The organism is Methylobacterium sp. HJ2 (genome assembly GCF_056431005.1).
The window spans coordinates 396,339-410,751 of record NZ_JBWJYM010000004.1 but is presented as its reverse complement, the minus strand read 5'-3'; the positions used below and the strand labels follow the sequence as shown (position 1 = coordinate 410,751).

14 protein-coding genes are annotated in these 14,413 nt (G+C 65.6%); 5 read left to right on the top strand and 9 right to left on the bottom strand.

Annotated features, from left to right (window positions below):
• Position 1: 1 nt before the first annotated feature.
• Positions 2 to 781, bottom strand: coding sequence for a DUF1499 domain-containing protein (locus tag ACS5RC_RS13110; protein ID WP_478344300.1), 780 nt, complete (start codon positions 779 to 781; stop codon positions 2 to 4).
• A gap of 207 nt (positions 782 to 988) precedes the next feature.
• Here ACS5RC_RS13110 and ACS5RC_RS13105 point away from each other — a divergent pair, with 207 nt between their 5' ends.
• Entirely contained in the window at positions 989 to 1,480 is a 492-nt protein-coding gene (locus ACS5RC_RS13105; RefSeq protein ID WP_478344299.1) for a MarR family winged helix-turn-helix transcriptional regulator, read from the top strand.
• 18 nt (positions 1,481 to 1,498) lie between these two features.
• Here the strand turns inward: ACS5RC_RS13105 and ACS5RC_RS13100 are convergent, their stop codons facing one another.
• Complete coding sequence (locus ACS5RC_RS13100) at positions 1,499 to 3,313, bottom strand: AsmA family protein (protein WP_478344298.1); 1,815 nt, start codon at positions 3,311 to 3,313, stop codon at positions 1,499 to 1,501.
• 426 nt (positions 3,314 to 3,739) lie between these two features.
• Here ACS5RC_RS13100 and ACS5RC_RS13095 point away from each other — a divergent pair, with 426 nt between their 5' ends.
• The 4 genes from ACS5RC_RS13095 (at position 3,740) to ACS5RC_RS13080 (ending at position 6,948) form a co-directional block, all read left to right on the top strand.
• Complete coding sequence (locus ACS5RC_RS13095) at positions 3,740 to 4,477, top strand: CoA transferase subunit A (protein WP_478344297.1); 738 nt, start codon at positions 3,740 to 3,742, stop codon at positions 4,475 to 4,477.
• A gap of 24 nt (positions 4,478 to 4,501) precedes the next feature.
• On the top strand, positions 4,502 to 5,164 hold the full coding sequence (locus ACS5RC_RS13090) for a 3-oxoacid CoA-transferase subunit B (RefSeq protein ID WP_478344296.1): 663 nt from the start codon (positions 4,502 to 4,504) through the stop codon (positions 5,162 to 5,164).
• 111 nt (positions 5,165 to 5,275) lie between these two features.
• Positions 5,276 to 6,559: an oxalate/formate MFS antiporter gene (gene oxlT, locus ACS5RC_RS13085; protein WP_478344295.1), complete on the top strand. Its 1,284-nt coding sequence runs from the start codon at positions 5,276 to 5,278 to the stop codon at positions 6,557 to 6,559.
• Between the two features lie 71 nt (positions 6,560 to 6,630).
• On the top strand, positions 6,631 to 6,948 hold the full coding sequence (locus ACS5RC_RS13080; RefSeq protein WP_478344294.1) for a hypothetical protein: 318 nt from the start codon (positions 6,631 to 6,633) through the stop codon (positions 6,946 to 6,948).
• An 11-nt stretch (positions 6,949 to 6,959) separates the two neighbouring features.
• On the opposite strand, the gene ACS5RC_RS13075 is transcribed toward ACS5RC_RS13080, so the two are convergent.
• From ACS5RC_RS13075 to sdhA, 7 genes are all read right to left on the bottom strand, one after another.
• Positions 6,960 to 8,108 (bottom strand): beta family protein, encoded by a 1,149-nt coding sequence (locus ACS5RC_RS13075; RefSeq protein WP_478344293.1) that lies wholly within the window; start codon positions 8,106 to 8,108, stop codon positions 6,960 to 6,962.
• Positions 8,109 to 8,116: 8 nt separating this feature from the next.
• Positions 8,117 to 9,427, bottom strand: a complete 1,311-nt coding sequence (locus tag ACS5RC_RS13070; RefSeq protein WP_478344292.1) for an XRE family transcriptional regulator — start codon at positions 9,425 to 9,427, stop codon at positions 8,117 to 8,119.
• 68 nt (positions 9,428 to 9,495) lie between these two features.
• Positions 9,496 to 10,182 carry a metal ABC transporter permease gene (locus ACS5RC_RS13065; protein ID WP_478344291.1) on the bottom strand — a complete coding sequence of 229 codons (687 nt, stop codon included), beginning with the start codon at positions 10,180 to 10,182 and terminating at the stop codon, positions 9,496 to 9,498.
• A gap of 141 nt (positions 10,183 to 10,323) precedes the next feature.
• Positions 10,324 to 10,815 carry a peptide deformylase gene (locus ACS5RC_RS13060; protein ID WP_478344290.1) on the bottom strand — a complete coding sequence of 164 codons (492 nt, stop codon included), beginning with the start codon at positions 10,813 to 10,815 and terminating at the stop codon, positions 10,324 to 10,326.
• Between the two features lie 6 nt (positions 10,816 to 10,821).
• Positions 10,822 to 11,409, bottom strand: a complete 588-nt coding sequence (locus tag ACS5RC_RS13055) for an AprI/Inh family metalloprotease inhibitor (RefSeq protein ID WP_478344289.1) — start codon at positions 11,407 to 11,409, stop codon at positions 10,822 to 10,824.
• 198 nt (positions 11,410 to 11,607) lie between these two features.
• The gene (locus tag ACS5RC_RS13050; protein ID WP_478344288.1) at positions 11,608 to 12,432 is read right to left on the bottom strand and encodes a succinate dehydrogenase iron-sulfur subunit; all 825 of its coding nucleotides are present in this window, start codon (positions 12,430 to 12,432) and stop codon (positions 11,608 to 11,610) included.
• A 152-nt stretch (positions 12,433 to 12,584) separates the two neighbouring features.
• The gene (gene sdhA / locus ACS5RC_RS13045; RefSeq protein ID WP_478344287.1) at positions 12,585 to 14,402 is read right to left on the bottom strand and encodes a succinate dehydrogenase flavoprotein subunit; all 1,818 of its coding nucleotides are present in this window, start codon (positions 14,400 to 14,402) and stop codon (positions 12,585 to 12,587) included.
• Positions 14,403 to 14,413: the final 11 nt, after the last annotated feature.

The following is a 14,413-nucleotide window of genomic DNA, read 5'->3' as shown; positions in this document are numbered from 1 at the left end:
GTTACTTTACCGCCAGAGCGAGGTTAGCGACGTCATCAAGATAGGTCCGGATCCGATCGGCGTTAACGCCGAAGTCGCGAGTGCCGAGGCGCGAGGCCGAGCGGACGTCGATGCGGGACCCGTCCGCTCTGGGATGCACGCGGACAGTGACGTCGTCAGGCAGGTTGAGAAGCAAGCTGCGCGATACCGCTTCGATCCGTCCGTTGCCAAGGCGCCCACCTGGACGGATTGCCTCCACGATCTGCCAACGCCGCGCAACGGCTGCTTTGCGAGCGAGCTCGAATGCCTCATCGGCGCCGATATCTAAAGTAAGCGGCGCGATCTGCGGGTATGCAGCTCGCTGTCGCTCCCGCGCCGCCGGCCCAGGATCGGCCGGGTATCGTCCTTCCCTAGCCGCGAAGGCCACGCGCGAACGTGAGAAAGCTGGCGGGTTGTCGATGTCGGTCGAGATGTCGGTAAGCGCGGGCAGGCCAAGGCCTCGGATCGCCGCATAGGTTGGGTAAGCAAGCACCGCCAGCGCCAGGCAAAAGCCCGAGATAGCCCCGCCGAGGCCGCGTGCCCCTTCCTGCCAGACCCGTACGAACGCGAAGCCCGCGATCATAATCGAGAGCAGCGCCAACCCAAATCCGGCTCCGAGTGTCGCCAGCGCCGGTCCAGTCTCGATCGCTGGGTTGCGCACGAGCAGTAGGGCGAGCCCGGAGACGATGATAGAAAACAGAGCGAGTCGGCGCGCAATCGGACCGGCGCGTGTGACGGGCTGTTCGAGCAACAGGCGACGCATCAAAACTCGACCGGATCCCAGAGCCCGCTCTTAAAGCCCCCCGCATGAAGGGGGGGTGAAGGACTCTACTCTCGCACATCCTACAGTCGAGCGCCCGTCCGCGCCACCGGGAACACGACAAGGTCGTATCACGCGACGGACCGTTCTGAATGGCGTGCACGTGGCGCGTGCTGCCCGCGGTAGCGTCTGATATAGGCTCGGACCGTGATGTCGCGTCCTACTGCTGAGCCAAGTCTCCCTTCCGCCGACCCGCTTCGGGTTTGGTTCCGATTCATCCGGTTGAACCGCCGAGTGAGCGCGGCGATTGGGGCAGAACTGCGCGCTCTCGGCCTCTCGATTCCCCAATTCGACGTGCTCTCAACGCTCACGGAGCGCGAGGGCCTGACTCAGCAGGATTTGGCAGCCCGCCTCTACGTCACCAAAGGCAATGTCTCTGGCCTAGTCGACCGCTTGGTCGAAGCTGCACTTGTTGAGCGCCGCGCGAGTCCCGGAGACCGGCGCTCGCATGCACTCTACCTGACCGAGACCGGTGCCGCGCTGGCTGCCCGGGGCATCGCCGTGCAAAAGGCCTATGTGGGGCGCACTCTGGGGCGCCTCAGGCCTGAGGAACTCGAAACCTTCGAGCGCTTGGTATTGTCCTGGCGTGCGCTGGCGCGCGAGGATGTCGGCGTCGGCCAAGCCGGAGCGCGCGAACCCTAACGCGGCGCAGTGCGCGAATCAGGGTGCGTATGCCCGCAGCGCTCCCGGCAGCCCCTCTCTGCCTCGATGTATCGCATCAGGAAAGTCGACCTCAGAACCATCATCGTGCGCTATCCGGGCGGTGATTGCATCGAATGGTCCAGTCAAATCGAATAGAGGCCCGCTGCCCGGCCCTGTCGCCGATCTCGGGATCAGCGCGGCTCGGGCATCGAAGCGTCGATCCTTGAGGGAGACCCTGCCCCGCAACGTCGCCGTGAGGTTGGCGGCCTGAAGCGCACCATCACCAATCTCGCCGATACCCTCGGCAAATCGCAGAGAGACCGCGGCCCGCTCGAACGGGGTCCGACTGTTGCGTCTGGCGAGCGCGCCCGTAGCGATCCCTCCGTGGCGCTGGATCACGTCCGCTAGGTCGAGTCCGAGTATGGTCCCGCGATCGATGGCGATCTGGGCCCGCCCGGCGAGATGAGCGAGAAGATCCGCGCCGTCGCGTCCTGTGCTCTCCAAATTGACGTGACCTTGCCCCGGGCCGAGCACCCACCGCTCCGAGCCGAGATCGGAAAGAACCGCGCCGAGATCGACTTGGTCCATAGTTCCCTGCAGCTTCAGGTCGGTCTCAACCGTTTCTTGTCCCGCGCTTGAGAGGGCGAGGCGGCCCTTCAAGATGCCACCCTGGAGGCTCGCGCGGTTAAGTGACAACTCGATAGCATCCATACGCACCAGTATGCTTGCGGCGATGTCCCCGAACTGGATCGGACCAGCTCGCGCTGCTGCTGCCGACAGTCGTAGGTCGAGATCGCCGCCCGTGAGTTGGCCGGGCGCCATTGGACGTCGCTTAGCGTCCGATTGCTCAATTAAATGTGATAGGCTACCAAGAAGGGGGGTGAGGTTCAGGCTCTCGGCCGCGAGCGTGGCCTGGACAGCCGGACGGACGCTCGCAAAGCTCGCTGAGGCCGCCCCGTCGAGCACGTTAGCACCGAGGGTCAAACGAAGGCGCGGCAGCATCACCGAAGCGTTCGTCGTCTGGAAGCTACCTTCCAGCGTGAAACCTTCAGCTAGTGGCAGGAGCGTGGCGTCCTGTCCAAGCCACTCCAAGGTCCGCGGAAGCGAAGAGGTCTCGAATCGTCCCTCGCCGTCGAGATATAGGCCGCCTCCGAACTGGGCCCGACCCTCAGCACCAAGGCTACCACCGGGCCACAACACCTGCCCAGAGAAGCTCGACGGCGCTCCGGCCGCGAGCGTCGTTGGTCTCGCGGCGCGGAGCCGGATATGCGTTCGCTCTCCCTTCCAAGTCAAGCTCGCCCGTCCCTCAAGCACCGTCCGCCAGCGCGGCCAGGACAGGTCGAGGTCCAAGTCGCGCATCTGTGACCACGGCCCCTCCCCAGATAGGGTCGTCCGCTTCAAAACGATTTGGTGGGGTACCGTGCCCTCGCGGATCCGTTCAGGCAGTTGCTGCAGCAGGCCGGACCAGCGTCCGTCCCAAGCTGCCTCAAGCAGCTGGATTCGTGCCCCGTCTAGGGCGAAACTGCCAATTTCGATGTGGCCGGTCAGGAGGCCGAGTGGATCAAGCACGATGCTGAGGCGCCCGTCCTCGGCGAGCGCCAGCTTGTCGGGGCCGGCTGTGAGGCGTGTGCGGGCGAAATCGAGCCGCGGGAGCGGGAGAAACCGAACCGTGGCAGGACCTTCGGCCGTGAGCGTCACGCCGAAACTGCGCAACGCGCGGCCGACAAGACGCGTCGCGGCGTCCGTGTCGACGGTCCAAGGCTGCGCGGCGGCAAAGCCGGCGCCGACCAACGCGGCGAGGCAGAGGGCAAGGATCAGGCGGTGCGGGGACATCGCACTCCGGTGGCGGCGGACGGCCGGGTCTCGTCCCGAGCCGCATGGATGCGGACGCGGCCTCGCTGAGGCACGGGCGCGCAGGCGTCGACACGCGCGCCGGTTTCAGGCCGCCCCCAGCCGTCACACGACGCGTACGTGATCGATGGCCATAACCCCTTCGATCCGGTTTGTCTGCCCGTCACGGGTCGGGCCATGCGGACGCGGCGATCTGGACTGTGCACGCGCGCGAGGAGGAGCGGCGAATGGCCACGATTCTTGCGTGCACCCACCGCCAGGGACCGTTGCGAATGTCCGGCACCTGACGGTTCGGTCCCGGGTTCATCCGCTCCCCCTGGACCGGAGCGTCGGAATCGGGGACAGCGGCGGGGACACGGGACGGAACCATCGCGCGCAGTCGGGCGCGGCGCCTCGGGAGGAGATGTGATGAAGAAGGTTTACGCGGATCCGGCCTCGGCGCTTGCGGGCCTGCTGCGGGACGACATGATGATCATGTGCGGCGGCTTCGGCCTCTGCGGCATCCCGGACGAGCTGATCGAGGCGGTCAAGGCCACGGGCGTGAAGGGGCTGACCATCGTCTCGAACAATGCCGGCATCGACGGCGTCGGCCTCGGGAAGCTGCTCGAGACCCGCCAGGTCGCCAAGATGATCTCGTCCTACGTGGGCGAGAACAAGGAGTTCGCCCGCCAGTATCTCGGCGGCGAGCTGGAGATCGAGTTCAACCCGCAGGGCACCCTGGCCGAGCGCATCCGCGCCGGGGGCGCGGGCATTCCGGCCTTCTTCACCAAGACCGGCGTCGGCACCAAGGTCGCCGAGGGCAAGGAGGTGCGCGAGTTCGATGGCGAGCACTACGTGATGGAGCGCGGCCTGTTCGCCGACCTCGCCCTCGTCCACGCCTACCGGGGCGACACCGAGGGCAACCTCGCCTACCGGCTGACCGCGCGCAACTTCAACCCGATGATGGCCACGGCCGCGAAGGTCACGGTCGCGCAGGTCGAGCACCTCGTGCAGCCGGGCGAGATCGATGCCGAGAACATCCACACGCCGGGCATCTACGTGAAGCGCATCATCCACGTGCCGGTACGCGAGAAGCGCATCGAGCAGCGCACCACGCGCAAGCGCCCCGACGCCGCCTCGGCGGCGGCCGGCGGCGGCCAGATCTGAGCGGATCGAGAGGGAGATCGCACCATGGCTTGGACCCGCGAGCAGATGGCCGCGCGCGCCGCGCGTGAGCTGGAGGACGGCTTCTACGTGAATCTCGGCATCGGCATCCCGACGCTGGTGTCGAACTACATCCCGGACGGCATGTCGGTGCAGCTGCAATCCGAGAACGGCATGCTCGGCATGGGCCCCTTCCCGTACGAGGGCGAGGAGGATGCCGACCTGATCAATGCCGGCAAGCAGACCATCACGGCGCTGCCGACCACGAGCTATTTCTCCTCGGCCGATTCCTTCGCGATGATCCGGGGCGGGCACATCAACCTGTCGATCCTCGGCGCCATGCAGGTGGCGGAGAACGGGGATCTCGCCAACTGGATGATCCCCGGCAAGATGGTGAAGGGCATGGGCGGCGCCATGGACCTCGTGGCGGGCGTGAAGCGCGTCGTCGTGGTGATGGAGCACGTCGCCAAGAACAAGGACGGCACGGAGAGCCCCAAGCTCCTCAAGGCCTGCGACCTGCCGCTCACCGGCACCCACGTGGTCGACATGGTGATCACCGATCTCGGCGTCTTCACCATCGACAAGCGGGGCGACGGCGGCATGGCGCTGATCGAGCTCGCCGACGGCGTCACCGAGGAGGAGGTCCGGTCCAAGACCGAGGCCGCCTACACGGTGAAGCTCGCGGCCTGAGCCCGGCTTCCGGACGTCGCATCCGGCTCCCGCGGCGGTCACGCGCCGCGGGGCCTCTGGACTCGGGCACGGAAGTTGCGAATTCTCCGGTAACTACAACCGGAGGATGAGATGCCAGGGACTGAACGGAAGCGCTGGGTGCAGCTCCTCTTGGGGCTTGCCGTCATGATGACGATCTCCAGCCCGCAATACGTCTGGACGCTCTTCGTGAAGCCGTTTCAGGGCAGCACCGGCGGCTCGCTCGCCGCGGTGCAGGTCACCTTCACGATCCTCATCGTACTCCAGACCTTCTTCTCGCCCGTCCAGGGCTACCTGATCGATCGGTTCAGCCCGCGCCTGATGATCGCGCTCGGCGCCGGTCTCAGCGGCCTCGGCTGGGTGCTCGCCGCGCAAGCGGAGAGCCTGCTGGCGCTGTATGCGACCTACGGCCTGCTCTGCGGCCTCGGGACGGGCATCGTCTACGTGGGCGTCGTCGGGCTGATGGTGTGTTGGTTTCCCGACCGGCGCGGCTTCGCCGCGGGAATCGTCGCGGCCGGGTACGGCATGGGTGCGATGATCACCACCTTCCCGATCACCGGCATGATGGAGGCCGCCGGATTCCGGCAGACGCTCCTCGTGTTCGGCCTGATCCTCGGTGCCGTCGGCGTGCTGGCCGCTCTCGGCCTGCGCGCGCCACGGGCCGGCGAGGTGCCGGCCGCCGGCCCCACCGGCCTCCTCGGCACCACCCGGGACACCCCTCCGGGGCGAATGCTCCGCACGCCGCTGTTCTGGCTGATGTTCGTCATGATGGCGATGATGTCGACGGGGGGCTTGATGGTGGTGGCGAACTTCGCGGCCTTCGCGCGCGATTTCGGTGTCGCCGACGCGCTGGTCTTCGGCCTGGCCGCCCTGCCCTTCGCCCTAACCTTCGACCGGATCACCAACGGCCTGACCCGCCCGTTCTTCGGCTGGGTCTCCGACCGGATCGGCCGCGAGAACACCATGGGCATCGCCTTCGCCCTGGAAGCCTGCGCCATCGCGCTGCTGCTGTTCAATCGCCAGAACGCCTACGCCTTCGCCTTGCTCTCGGGCGTGGTGTTCTTCGCCTGGGGCGAGATCTTCTCCCTGTTCCCCTCGCTCCTGACCGATACCTTCGGCACCCGCCACGCCACCACGAATTACGGCTTCCTCTACATGGCGCAGGGTGTGGGCTCACTCCTCGGCGGGCCGATCGCGGCCCTGATCCACGACGCGCTCGGGAGCTGGGTTCCGGTTTTCGGCATCGCCATCGTGTTCGACCTGACGACCGCGATCCTGGCGATCCTGGTGCTGAAGCCGATGCGGGCGGCGTGGCACGGCGCGGAGGTGCCCGCGACACCCGCGCCCGCGATCACGGGCGCGGTGGCCGGTACCTGACTCCCGTCTCGCCGATTACGACCGATGGTCGAGGTCGGCGAGGTTCGGCGGACGGCCGCACATGCAGGACGGTGCAGCATCTCGGCGACGGGCGTTGGTGGGACACCGAGGCGACCCGATGGCGGGATGGCTGGGGCCGCTTGGAGCGGTGCACCCCGTCCGCGCCCGAGGCGATGGAGGTCGGCCGGGTGAAGATCACCTGCGTCGTGTTGGCAACCGCACACCGCAACGACGACGCGGCCGACAACGCGGACGCCAAGCTCGCTGCGCTCTGTCAGCGGTGCCATATGCTCCACGACCGGCCGGAGGATCAGCGGCGTCGCCGTCTCACCCTGCTGGCGCGCAAGGCGATCGGCGACCTAAATTGCGGCATGGATCGTCGCAATTAGCAGCTACAGCATCACTTGATTAAGTCGAAGATCGAGGATTGGTGAGCGGGCGAGCTGACCCGGCGATCGCTGAACTTATACCCCTTGATGCCACCAATATCCCGTACAACACGGGTGATGTGATGAGTAGTGTTGATCTCGCGCCAGGTGGTTCCGTTCCCCGGCCCATCCCAGCCCTGAGCGCAGCGATAGATGTAATCATCTGCTGCCGAAAACTCACGACCCGCAAAACCGATATTGCCAATGATGCGCGTACAAACGTGTTGCATTGCTTCCTTGGCTTCGCCTGTTGGGACGCCTCTAACAACAAGCCAGCTATCTAGCAGAGTGTATCGATAGTGACGGATCGGGATGCCGCCCCCCTGCTTTCTGAACTCAATTTTAGAACAATCTGCCGCATAATCCCCGAAAACTAAGCTGTCCGGTGATTTTCCATTCAAATTCACCGCCGCCTTCCAAGCGAGCCACTCGTTACGCGGAACCTCGAATGAGCTATTGTCATCGGCAGGGTTTTTAACCGGGTAGTTGCTACCCTGAAACACAATCGCCGGCCAACGACCAGCAACTTGTAGATTTTCCAGCACACTCTGCGCAATTTCACCCACTACATCGGGGCTAGCGAAGTCAGCCTCAGAGAAGTCTGCGAGGATTACGCACTGTTGATCGCTTAGTCCGAGAGCAGACAGCGCGGCTACAAGATGTGCAGTGATATCACCATCAACTTCATCGAATCGGACGCGCAACGCTGCTCTGATTGGGCCGGTGGCAAGAACACTTTGAAAAGCTAACAAGCGCGCACCTAGCGCATCACCCAGTGTAAGGACTGGGATTAGGTTTGCTCCCGCGTACCTAGCGACGCTAAAGATGCGGCTAAGCCATTCGGGCGAGCCGTCTTCACCAAATTCTCTAAATAGAAATCTTGTATCAAGGAAGGCGTCCCGCAGCGGCCAGTGCTCTGCAATTCGCTTCCCTGTCCCGTATACAATTTCTTCCTGGGTGAGTTGCCGTTGCTTCTCAGGATCAATGTCTTTGGGCGGCGGCACAATGAGGTGCGGCTTAATCACATCTGCTACATCGGGGGATAGTCGCTGCAAACCCCTTTCTTCGCCAGTTTTGGCGCGTAATGCGGGAGCATACAGAAAGGGTTTGATTGGACTCACGACTTACCTCATCTTGTTGCTGCCAACTGATTTCTCACAGTGCCCATTCCGAGCATGTCCGAGAAGATAGCGTAGTTTTTTCTTTCTTTTCGAATTCGACCGAATACAATAGCAGAGTGGATGCCTAGGTCTTGGGCGAATTTCTCAATTGGTCCGGCTGATTTAGAAATACGAGCCGGTGATATTTTCCATTTCTCATCGGGTATTAGCATGTTGGAGGCAAATTCATTGGCCTCGCGTTCGACCTCTTCCAAGCCTGGCGCCTCGACATCATCGAAAAAACCTGCGCTCAGGCCGGATCGGTAATGCAGAAGCGCATGGCCAACTTCGTGCAGAAGGGTAAACCAAAAATTATCTATGGTGTCCTTTAGCAAAGTAAGGCCGATAACAGGAACGCCATCCACAAGAAAGGCGGCTCCATCCACCTTCATTCCCTGTATCTGACGCTCAACAATTAAAACAATGCCTTTGCTCAGTAGAAGCTCTCTAGCGCGCTTCGGCCCATCAGGGAGTTTGCTGAGGTGAACTAAATCCAGTAGCCACTTCGCATCGCCCATGCGATAATTAACTTTATGTTTCTTTATCACGTCGCTGGCTAATCTTGCTACACGAGATTTCCATGCAATAAGCAATAAATCGTCGGTGCGATCGTCTGTTGTAAGACCAGTGCGAAGTAACGTTGGTGTTCCAAATTTTACAATATGATCTGACACGTCGCGATGTAGATAGGTGAAGCTTACCTCATCGCTCTGGATGTTCTTGCCATCGTCAAACCAGTGATTCTCTTTGGCGTGTTTGAGTATCTTTTTCACGTCTGTGGCTGATATATCCTCGGCCACATTCCACCCACTTGATACCCAATGGGATAGATCAAGCTGCCAGCGTAATCCTAGAACTGCGGCGACCCGCTGAAAATTGGCCAAGCTTATCGAGCGGTACCGCTCGGCTTCATAGCGTTGTATCTGCTGCTCTTTAAGACCTAGCTTCCGGGCTAAGTCTTTCTGTTTTAACCCGCGAGATATCCGTGCAACGATGAGCGCCAGCCCAGGATCACGCCCGGCTCGCCTTTGCAACTCGTGATAGTCGCCTTCGCTTGCAGCATCGTAGGCTGCAATGAGGGAGACGAGTTCGTTGCGCTGAATAGTTATGGATTTTCTGAAAGCGTTGACGACTTGGGGTGGCAGCCCTGCTATAATAGGCTCGAATGTTTTTTCAGAAGATAGGAGTTGGTCAAACTCTGCAGCGATCGCCCGAGCTTCTTTCGCCTCACGTTCATTCAAGACCACATCGACGCCAACCATGGCCAGCTTGTAACGCAACAAAATCGTTGTGTCAATTCTGGATAGATGACCCCCTCCCGTCCGCGAACGGGAGGGAGCGTTCCGCCTCACATCGGCGGCGTCAGGCCGTCCTTGCCGACCGCGATCATCTTGCCCTCGGCCTTGGCGCCGTCCTTGGCAACGACGGCGAAGACCTTCGAGCCGGGCTGCAGGATCGCCCTGTCGGCCGGCTCGAAGGCGACGACCGGGGCCGAGGCCGGCACCACGATCTGCTTGGAACCGCCGTCCTTGCCGTAGCTCACGGTGAGCGTGCGCTCACCGCCGGTGGAGCCCGTGGTGTCGGACTTGACCGTGCCGTTCGTCATCGCGCTCTTCACCTTGGGTGCGTTCGGGCTCTCGGCCTTCACGGTCCCGTTGGTCATCGCGCTCTTCACCTTGGAGCCGCCCGCGGTGTGGTCGGTGATGCTGTCCCAGCCGTAATGGCCCTCGCCGGTGCCGCGCATCGCCTCGGGGAACAGCACGACCTCGAGAGCCGTCATCGGGTTCTCACCCTTGGTGGCGGTGCCGATGAAGACCCCGTCCTTGATCTGGTCGAGGTTCGAGGGAACCACCCAGGCGAACTTCGCGCCGCCGACATCGACGGTCTCCGACTTGCCGTCGTCCGTCTTGATCGTGAGCATGCCGCCCTCGGCCTTCTCGATCGTGCCGCGCACGCGCTCCACCTGGGCCGCGTGTGCTGCGCCGGCGAGCGTCAAGAGCGCGGCGGCGGTGGCGAGTGTCCTGAACTGTTTCATGGGATCCCTTCCCTCTCCGGCGGGCCGTGCCCGCGCTCGGATGGGAAGGTTATGGGGCGCGGAGGACCACCGAACAGGGTTGCGCGCGATGGACTTGTGCTCAAGCTTGGGTGATCGGCCCCGAATCCCGGGCCTCCCGGCTCAGCGCAGCTTGGCGAAGCGCTTGAGCACCCGGTCCCGGCGCAGCCGCGACAGCCGCTCGATCCAGAACAGGCCGTCGAGCTGGTCGATCTCGTGCTGGAGGCAGGCGCCGCGGAAGCCGTCCGCGCGCTCCTCGTGCGGGGTGCCGTCGAGATCCTGGTAGCGCACCCGCACCCAGGCGGCCCGCTCGACCATCTCGGAGACGCCCGGCATCGAGACGCTGCCCTCGCGGGCATCGGCGCGCTCGGGCGCGGCCTCGATGATCTCGGGGTTGCAATAGGTCGTCGCCGGCCCGCCGGGCTCGGGCCGCAGCACCGCGACGCGGCGCGCGACCCCGATATGCAGGGCGGTGAGGCCCGCCGCCATCGCGGCGTCCAGGGTGTCGGCGACGTCCTGCGCCAGCGCCGCCAAGCCGGCGTCGAACGCTGTCACGGGCTCGGCCCGCGCACGCAGGCGCGGGTCCGGATAGAGGACGAGGGGCCGGGCCGGCATCCCGCGTCAGCGCACCAGCGCCAGCGACGCGCCGGACTTGGTGAGCGCCCCGTCGAGGGCCCCGCCGCCCTGCCGCAGCCGGGCCGCGACCGTGCCGCCGGCCTGATAGAGGTAGACCTCGCCGTCGCGGTAATCCCAGGCCGAGACCTTGGCCAGATCCTTGTTCGGGCAGCCCGCGGCGGTGGCCTTGTAGAGGTCGAGAGCCGGGGCGCTCGACAGCGTGACCTTGCAGCTCGCGCCCGTGGCGTCCTTGGCGTCCCAGGTGCCGACCACGGCGGAGCGACCGCTCGCCACCACGGGCGGCGGCGGGGGCGGCGGGATCACCGGCTCGGAGATGACGTTGGAGGCGGGCGGCGCCAGCGCGGCCTGCGGCCCGGGCGGCGGCCCCGCATCCGGCGCGGCGGCGACGCCCGGCGGCGGCGCCAGCGGCGCGCTCGTCACCGCGCCCGAGGGCACGGCCGGGACCGGCGCGTCGAAGGCCGCCTGCGGCGCCGGCCCCCGGGTGCGCGGCCCGTCGAAGCGCTGCGAGGCGCAGGCCCCGAGGCTCAGGCCCAGCGCGAGGGCGGCAATTGTCGGCAGGTACTGACGCGGCATCGACCCTGGTCCCCGAACCGCGCCGCCGGGAGGCTCGCGGCGCGCCCGCCTGCCTCACCGGCAATTGCGATGGCCGCAAGGCGGGCCGGGGCGGATCGCCCGCGCGCCGGTGCGCGGGCGGGGCTTTTCCCCCCGGTGTGGCCGGGGCGCCGCACCGAGGCGCCCCGCGGCGCCGCACCGAGGCGCCCCGCGGCGGGATCAGACCGCGCGCTCGACCATCATCTTCTTGATCTCGGCGATGGCCTTGGCCGGGTTCAGGCTCTTCGGGCAGGTGTTGGCGCAGTTCATGATCGTGTGGCAGCGATAGAGCCGGAACGGGTCGTGCAGGGCGTCGAGCCGCTCGCCGGTGTTCTCGTCGCGGCTGTCGATCAGCCAGCGATAGGCCTGGAGCAGCGCCGCGGGGCCTAGGAAGCGGTCGCCGTTCCACCAGTAGCTCGGGCAGCTCGTGGTGCAGCAGGCGCAGAGGATGCACTCGTAGAGCCCGTCGAGCCGGGCGCGGTCCTCCGGGGTCTGGCGCCACTCGCGCTCGGGCGCGGGCGTCTCGGTCTGGAGCCAGGGCTCGATCGAGGCGTGCTGGGCGTAGAAGTTGGTCAGATCCGGGACGAGGTCCTTCAGCACCGGCATGTGCGGCAGCGGGTAGATCCGGATCGCCCCGTCCTTGTCCTTGCGCGTCAGCAGCGGCAGGGCGTTGTCGGGCGAGCGGCACTCGTCGATGCCCATGGTGCAGGCCAGCGCGTTCTGGCCCTCGATGTTCATGGCGCAGGAGCCGCAGATGCCCTCGCGGCAGGAGCGGCGGAAGACCAGGGTCGAATCGACCTTGTTCTTGATCCACAGCAGCGCGTCGAGCACCATCGGCCCGCAATCCTCGCGATCGACCTGATAGGTGTCGATCCGCGGATTCGCGCCGTCGTCGGGGTTCCAGCGATAGACCCGGAAGGTCTGCAGGGCCTTGGCGCCGGCGGGCGCCGGCCAGGACTTGCCCTCGCGGAGCTGGGAGTTCTTGGGAAGTGCGAACTGGGCCATGCTGAGTTCCCGTCAATCTTCGGAGCGCTGACGCCGCCGGTCCCGTCCCGGCCCTGCCGGCGCGCCTGACCCGGCGCGCGATCTGGCGATGGCTGGACACGCCGAGCCGGCGCGAGAGCCCGCCGCGGATCCGATCCGCGGCGGTCGATGCTTCAGTACACCCGGGCCTTCGGCTCGATGTACTGGATCTCGTTCGACATCGTGTAGGTGTGGACCGGGCGGTAATCGATCGTGACCTGATGCGAGGTCTCGTCGAGCCAGGACAGGGTGTGCTTCATCCACTCCTTGTCGTCGCGGTCGGGGAAGTCCTCGCGCGCATGCGCCCCGCGCGATTCCTTGCGGTTGGCGGCCGATTCCATGGTGACGACGGCCTGACCGATCAGGTTGTCGAACTCCAGAGTCTCCAGGAGATCGGTGTTCCAGATCAGGGAGCGGTCGGTGATCCGCACGTCGGCCGCCGCGTTCCAGACCTTGTGGATCAGGCCCTTGCCCTCCTCCAGCACCTCGCCGGTTCGGAAGACCGCGCAGTTGTTCTGCATGGTCTTCTGCATCTCCAGGCGCAGCTCGGCCGTCGGCGTCGAGCCGTTGGCGTAGCGGAAGCGGTCGAGGCGCGCGAGCGCCTTGTCGGTCGCCTCCTTCGGCAGGTCCATGGTGCGGCCGTTCGGCTCGACGATCTCGGCGCAGCGGTTGCCCGCGGCGCGTCCGAACACCACGAGGTCGATCAGCGAGTTCGAGCCGAGGCGGTTGGCCCCGTGCACCGAGACGCAGGCCGCCTCGCCGATCGCCATCAGGCCCGGCACCACGGTGTCGGGGTTGCCGTCGCGCAGGGTCAGCACCTCGCCGTGATAGTTCGTGGGGATGCCGCCCATGTTGTAGTGCACGGTCGGCAGCACCGGGATCGGCTCCCGGGTGACGTCGACGCCCGCGAAGATCTTGGCGCTCTCCGAGATGCCCGGCAGGCGCTCGTGCAGGATCTTCGGGTCGAGGTGGTCGAGGTGCAGGAAGATGTGGTCGCCGCCCTTGCCGACGCCGCGGCCGGCCCGGATCTCCATGGTCATGGAGCGCGAGACCACGTCGCGCGAGGCGAGGTCCTTGGCGGACGGCGCGTAGCGCTCCATGAAGCGCTCGCCCTCGGAATTCGTGAGGTAGCCGCCCTCGCCGCGGGCGCCCTCGGTGATCAGGCAGCCCGCGCCGTAGATGCCGGTCGGGTGGAACTGCACGAACTCCATGTCCTGCAGCGGCAGGCCGGCGCGCAGCACCATGGCGTTGCCGTCGCCCGTGCAGGTGTGGGCCGAGGTGGCCGAGAAGTAGGAGCGGCCGTACCCGCCGGTGGCCAGGATCACCATCTGGGCGCGGAAGCGGTGGATCTCGCCGGTGGCCTGGTCGATGGCGATGACGCCGCGGCAGCGGCCCTCGTCGTCCATGATCAGGTCGAGGGCGAAGTACTCGATGAAGAAGTTGGTCTGGTTCTTCACCGCCTGCCCGTAGAGGGTGTGCAGCATGGCGTGGCCGGTGCGGTCGGCCGCCGCGCAGGTGCGCTGGGCGGTGCCCTTGCCGTAATCGGTGGTCATGCCGCCGAAGGGCCGCTGGTAGATCTTGCCCTCCTCGGTGCGCGAGAACGGCACGCCCCAGTGCTCGAGCTCGTACACGGCCGCCGGGGCGTTGCGCACGAGATACTCGATGGCGTCCTGGTCGCCGAGCCAGTCCGAGCCCTTCACGGTGTCGTACATGTGCCAGCGCCAGTCGTCCGGGCCCATGTTGCCGAGCGAGGCCGAGATGCCGCCCTGCGCCGCCACGGTGTGCGAGCGGGTCGGGAACACCTTGGTGATGCAGGCGGTGCGCAGGCCGGCCTGGGAGCAGCCGACCGTCGCGCGCAGGCCCGCGCCGCCCGCGCCGACGACGACGACGTCGAAGCTGTGGTCGTGGATGGTGTAGGCGGGCTGGGACCCGTTCGTGCCGGTGGCGGCCATCGGTTGAGCTC

Excerpts from the sequence above, each read along its gene's own strand:
- ACS5RC_RS13095 (WP_478344297.1), top strand. The coding sequence starts at position 3,740 with ATGAAGAAGGTTTACGCGGATCCGGCCTCGGCGCTTGCGGGCCTGCTG.
- ACS5RC_RS13105 (WP_478344299.1), top strand. The coding sequence starts at position 989 with ATGTCGCGTCCTACTGCTGAGCCAAGTCTCCCTTCCGCCGACCCGCTT.
- ACS5RC_RS13060 (WP_478344290.1), bottom strand. The coding sequence starts at position 10,815 with ATGCCGGCCCGGCCCCTCGTCCTCTATCCGGACCCGCGCCTGCGTGCG.
- ACS5RC_RS13050 (WP_478344288.1), bottom strand. The coding sequence starts at position 12,432 with ATGGCCCAGTTCGCACTTCCCAAGAACTCCCAGCTCCGCGAGGGCAAG.
- ACS5RC_RS13100 (WP_478344298.1), bottom strand. The coding sequence starts at position 3,313 with ATGTCCCCGCACCGCCTGATCCTTGCCCTCTGCCTCGCCGCGTTGGTC.
- ACS5RC_RS13110 (WP_478344300.1), bottom strand. The coding sequence starts at position 781 with ATGCGTCGCCTGTTGCTCGAACAGCCCGTCACACGCGCCGGTCCGATT.
- sdhA (WP_478344287.1), bottom strand. The coding sequence starts at position 14,402 with ATGGCCGCCACCGGCACGAACGGGTCCCAGCCCGCCTACACCATCCAC.
- ACS5RC_RS13055 (WP_478344289.1), bottom strand. The coding sequence starts at position 11,409 with ATGCCGCGTCAGTACCTGCCGACAATTGCCGCCCTCGCGCTGGGCCTG.
- ACS5RC_RS13090 (WP_478344296.1), top strand. The coding sequence starts at position 4,502 with ATGGCTTGGACCCGCGAGCAGATGGCCGCGCGCGCCGCGCGTGAGCTG.
- ACS5RC_RS13065 (WP_478344291.1), bottom strand. The coding sequence starts at position 10,182 with ATGAAACAGTTCAGGACACTCGCCACCGCCGCCGCGCTCTTGACGCTC.
- oxlT (WP_478344295.1), top strand. The coding sequence starts at position 5,276 with ATGCCAGGGACTGAACGGAAGCGCTGGGTGCAGCTCCTCTTGGGGCTT.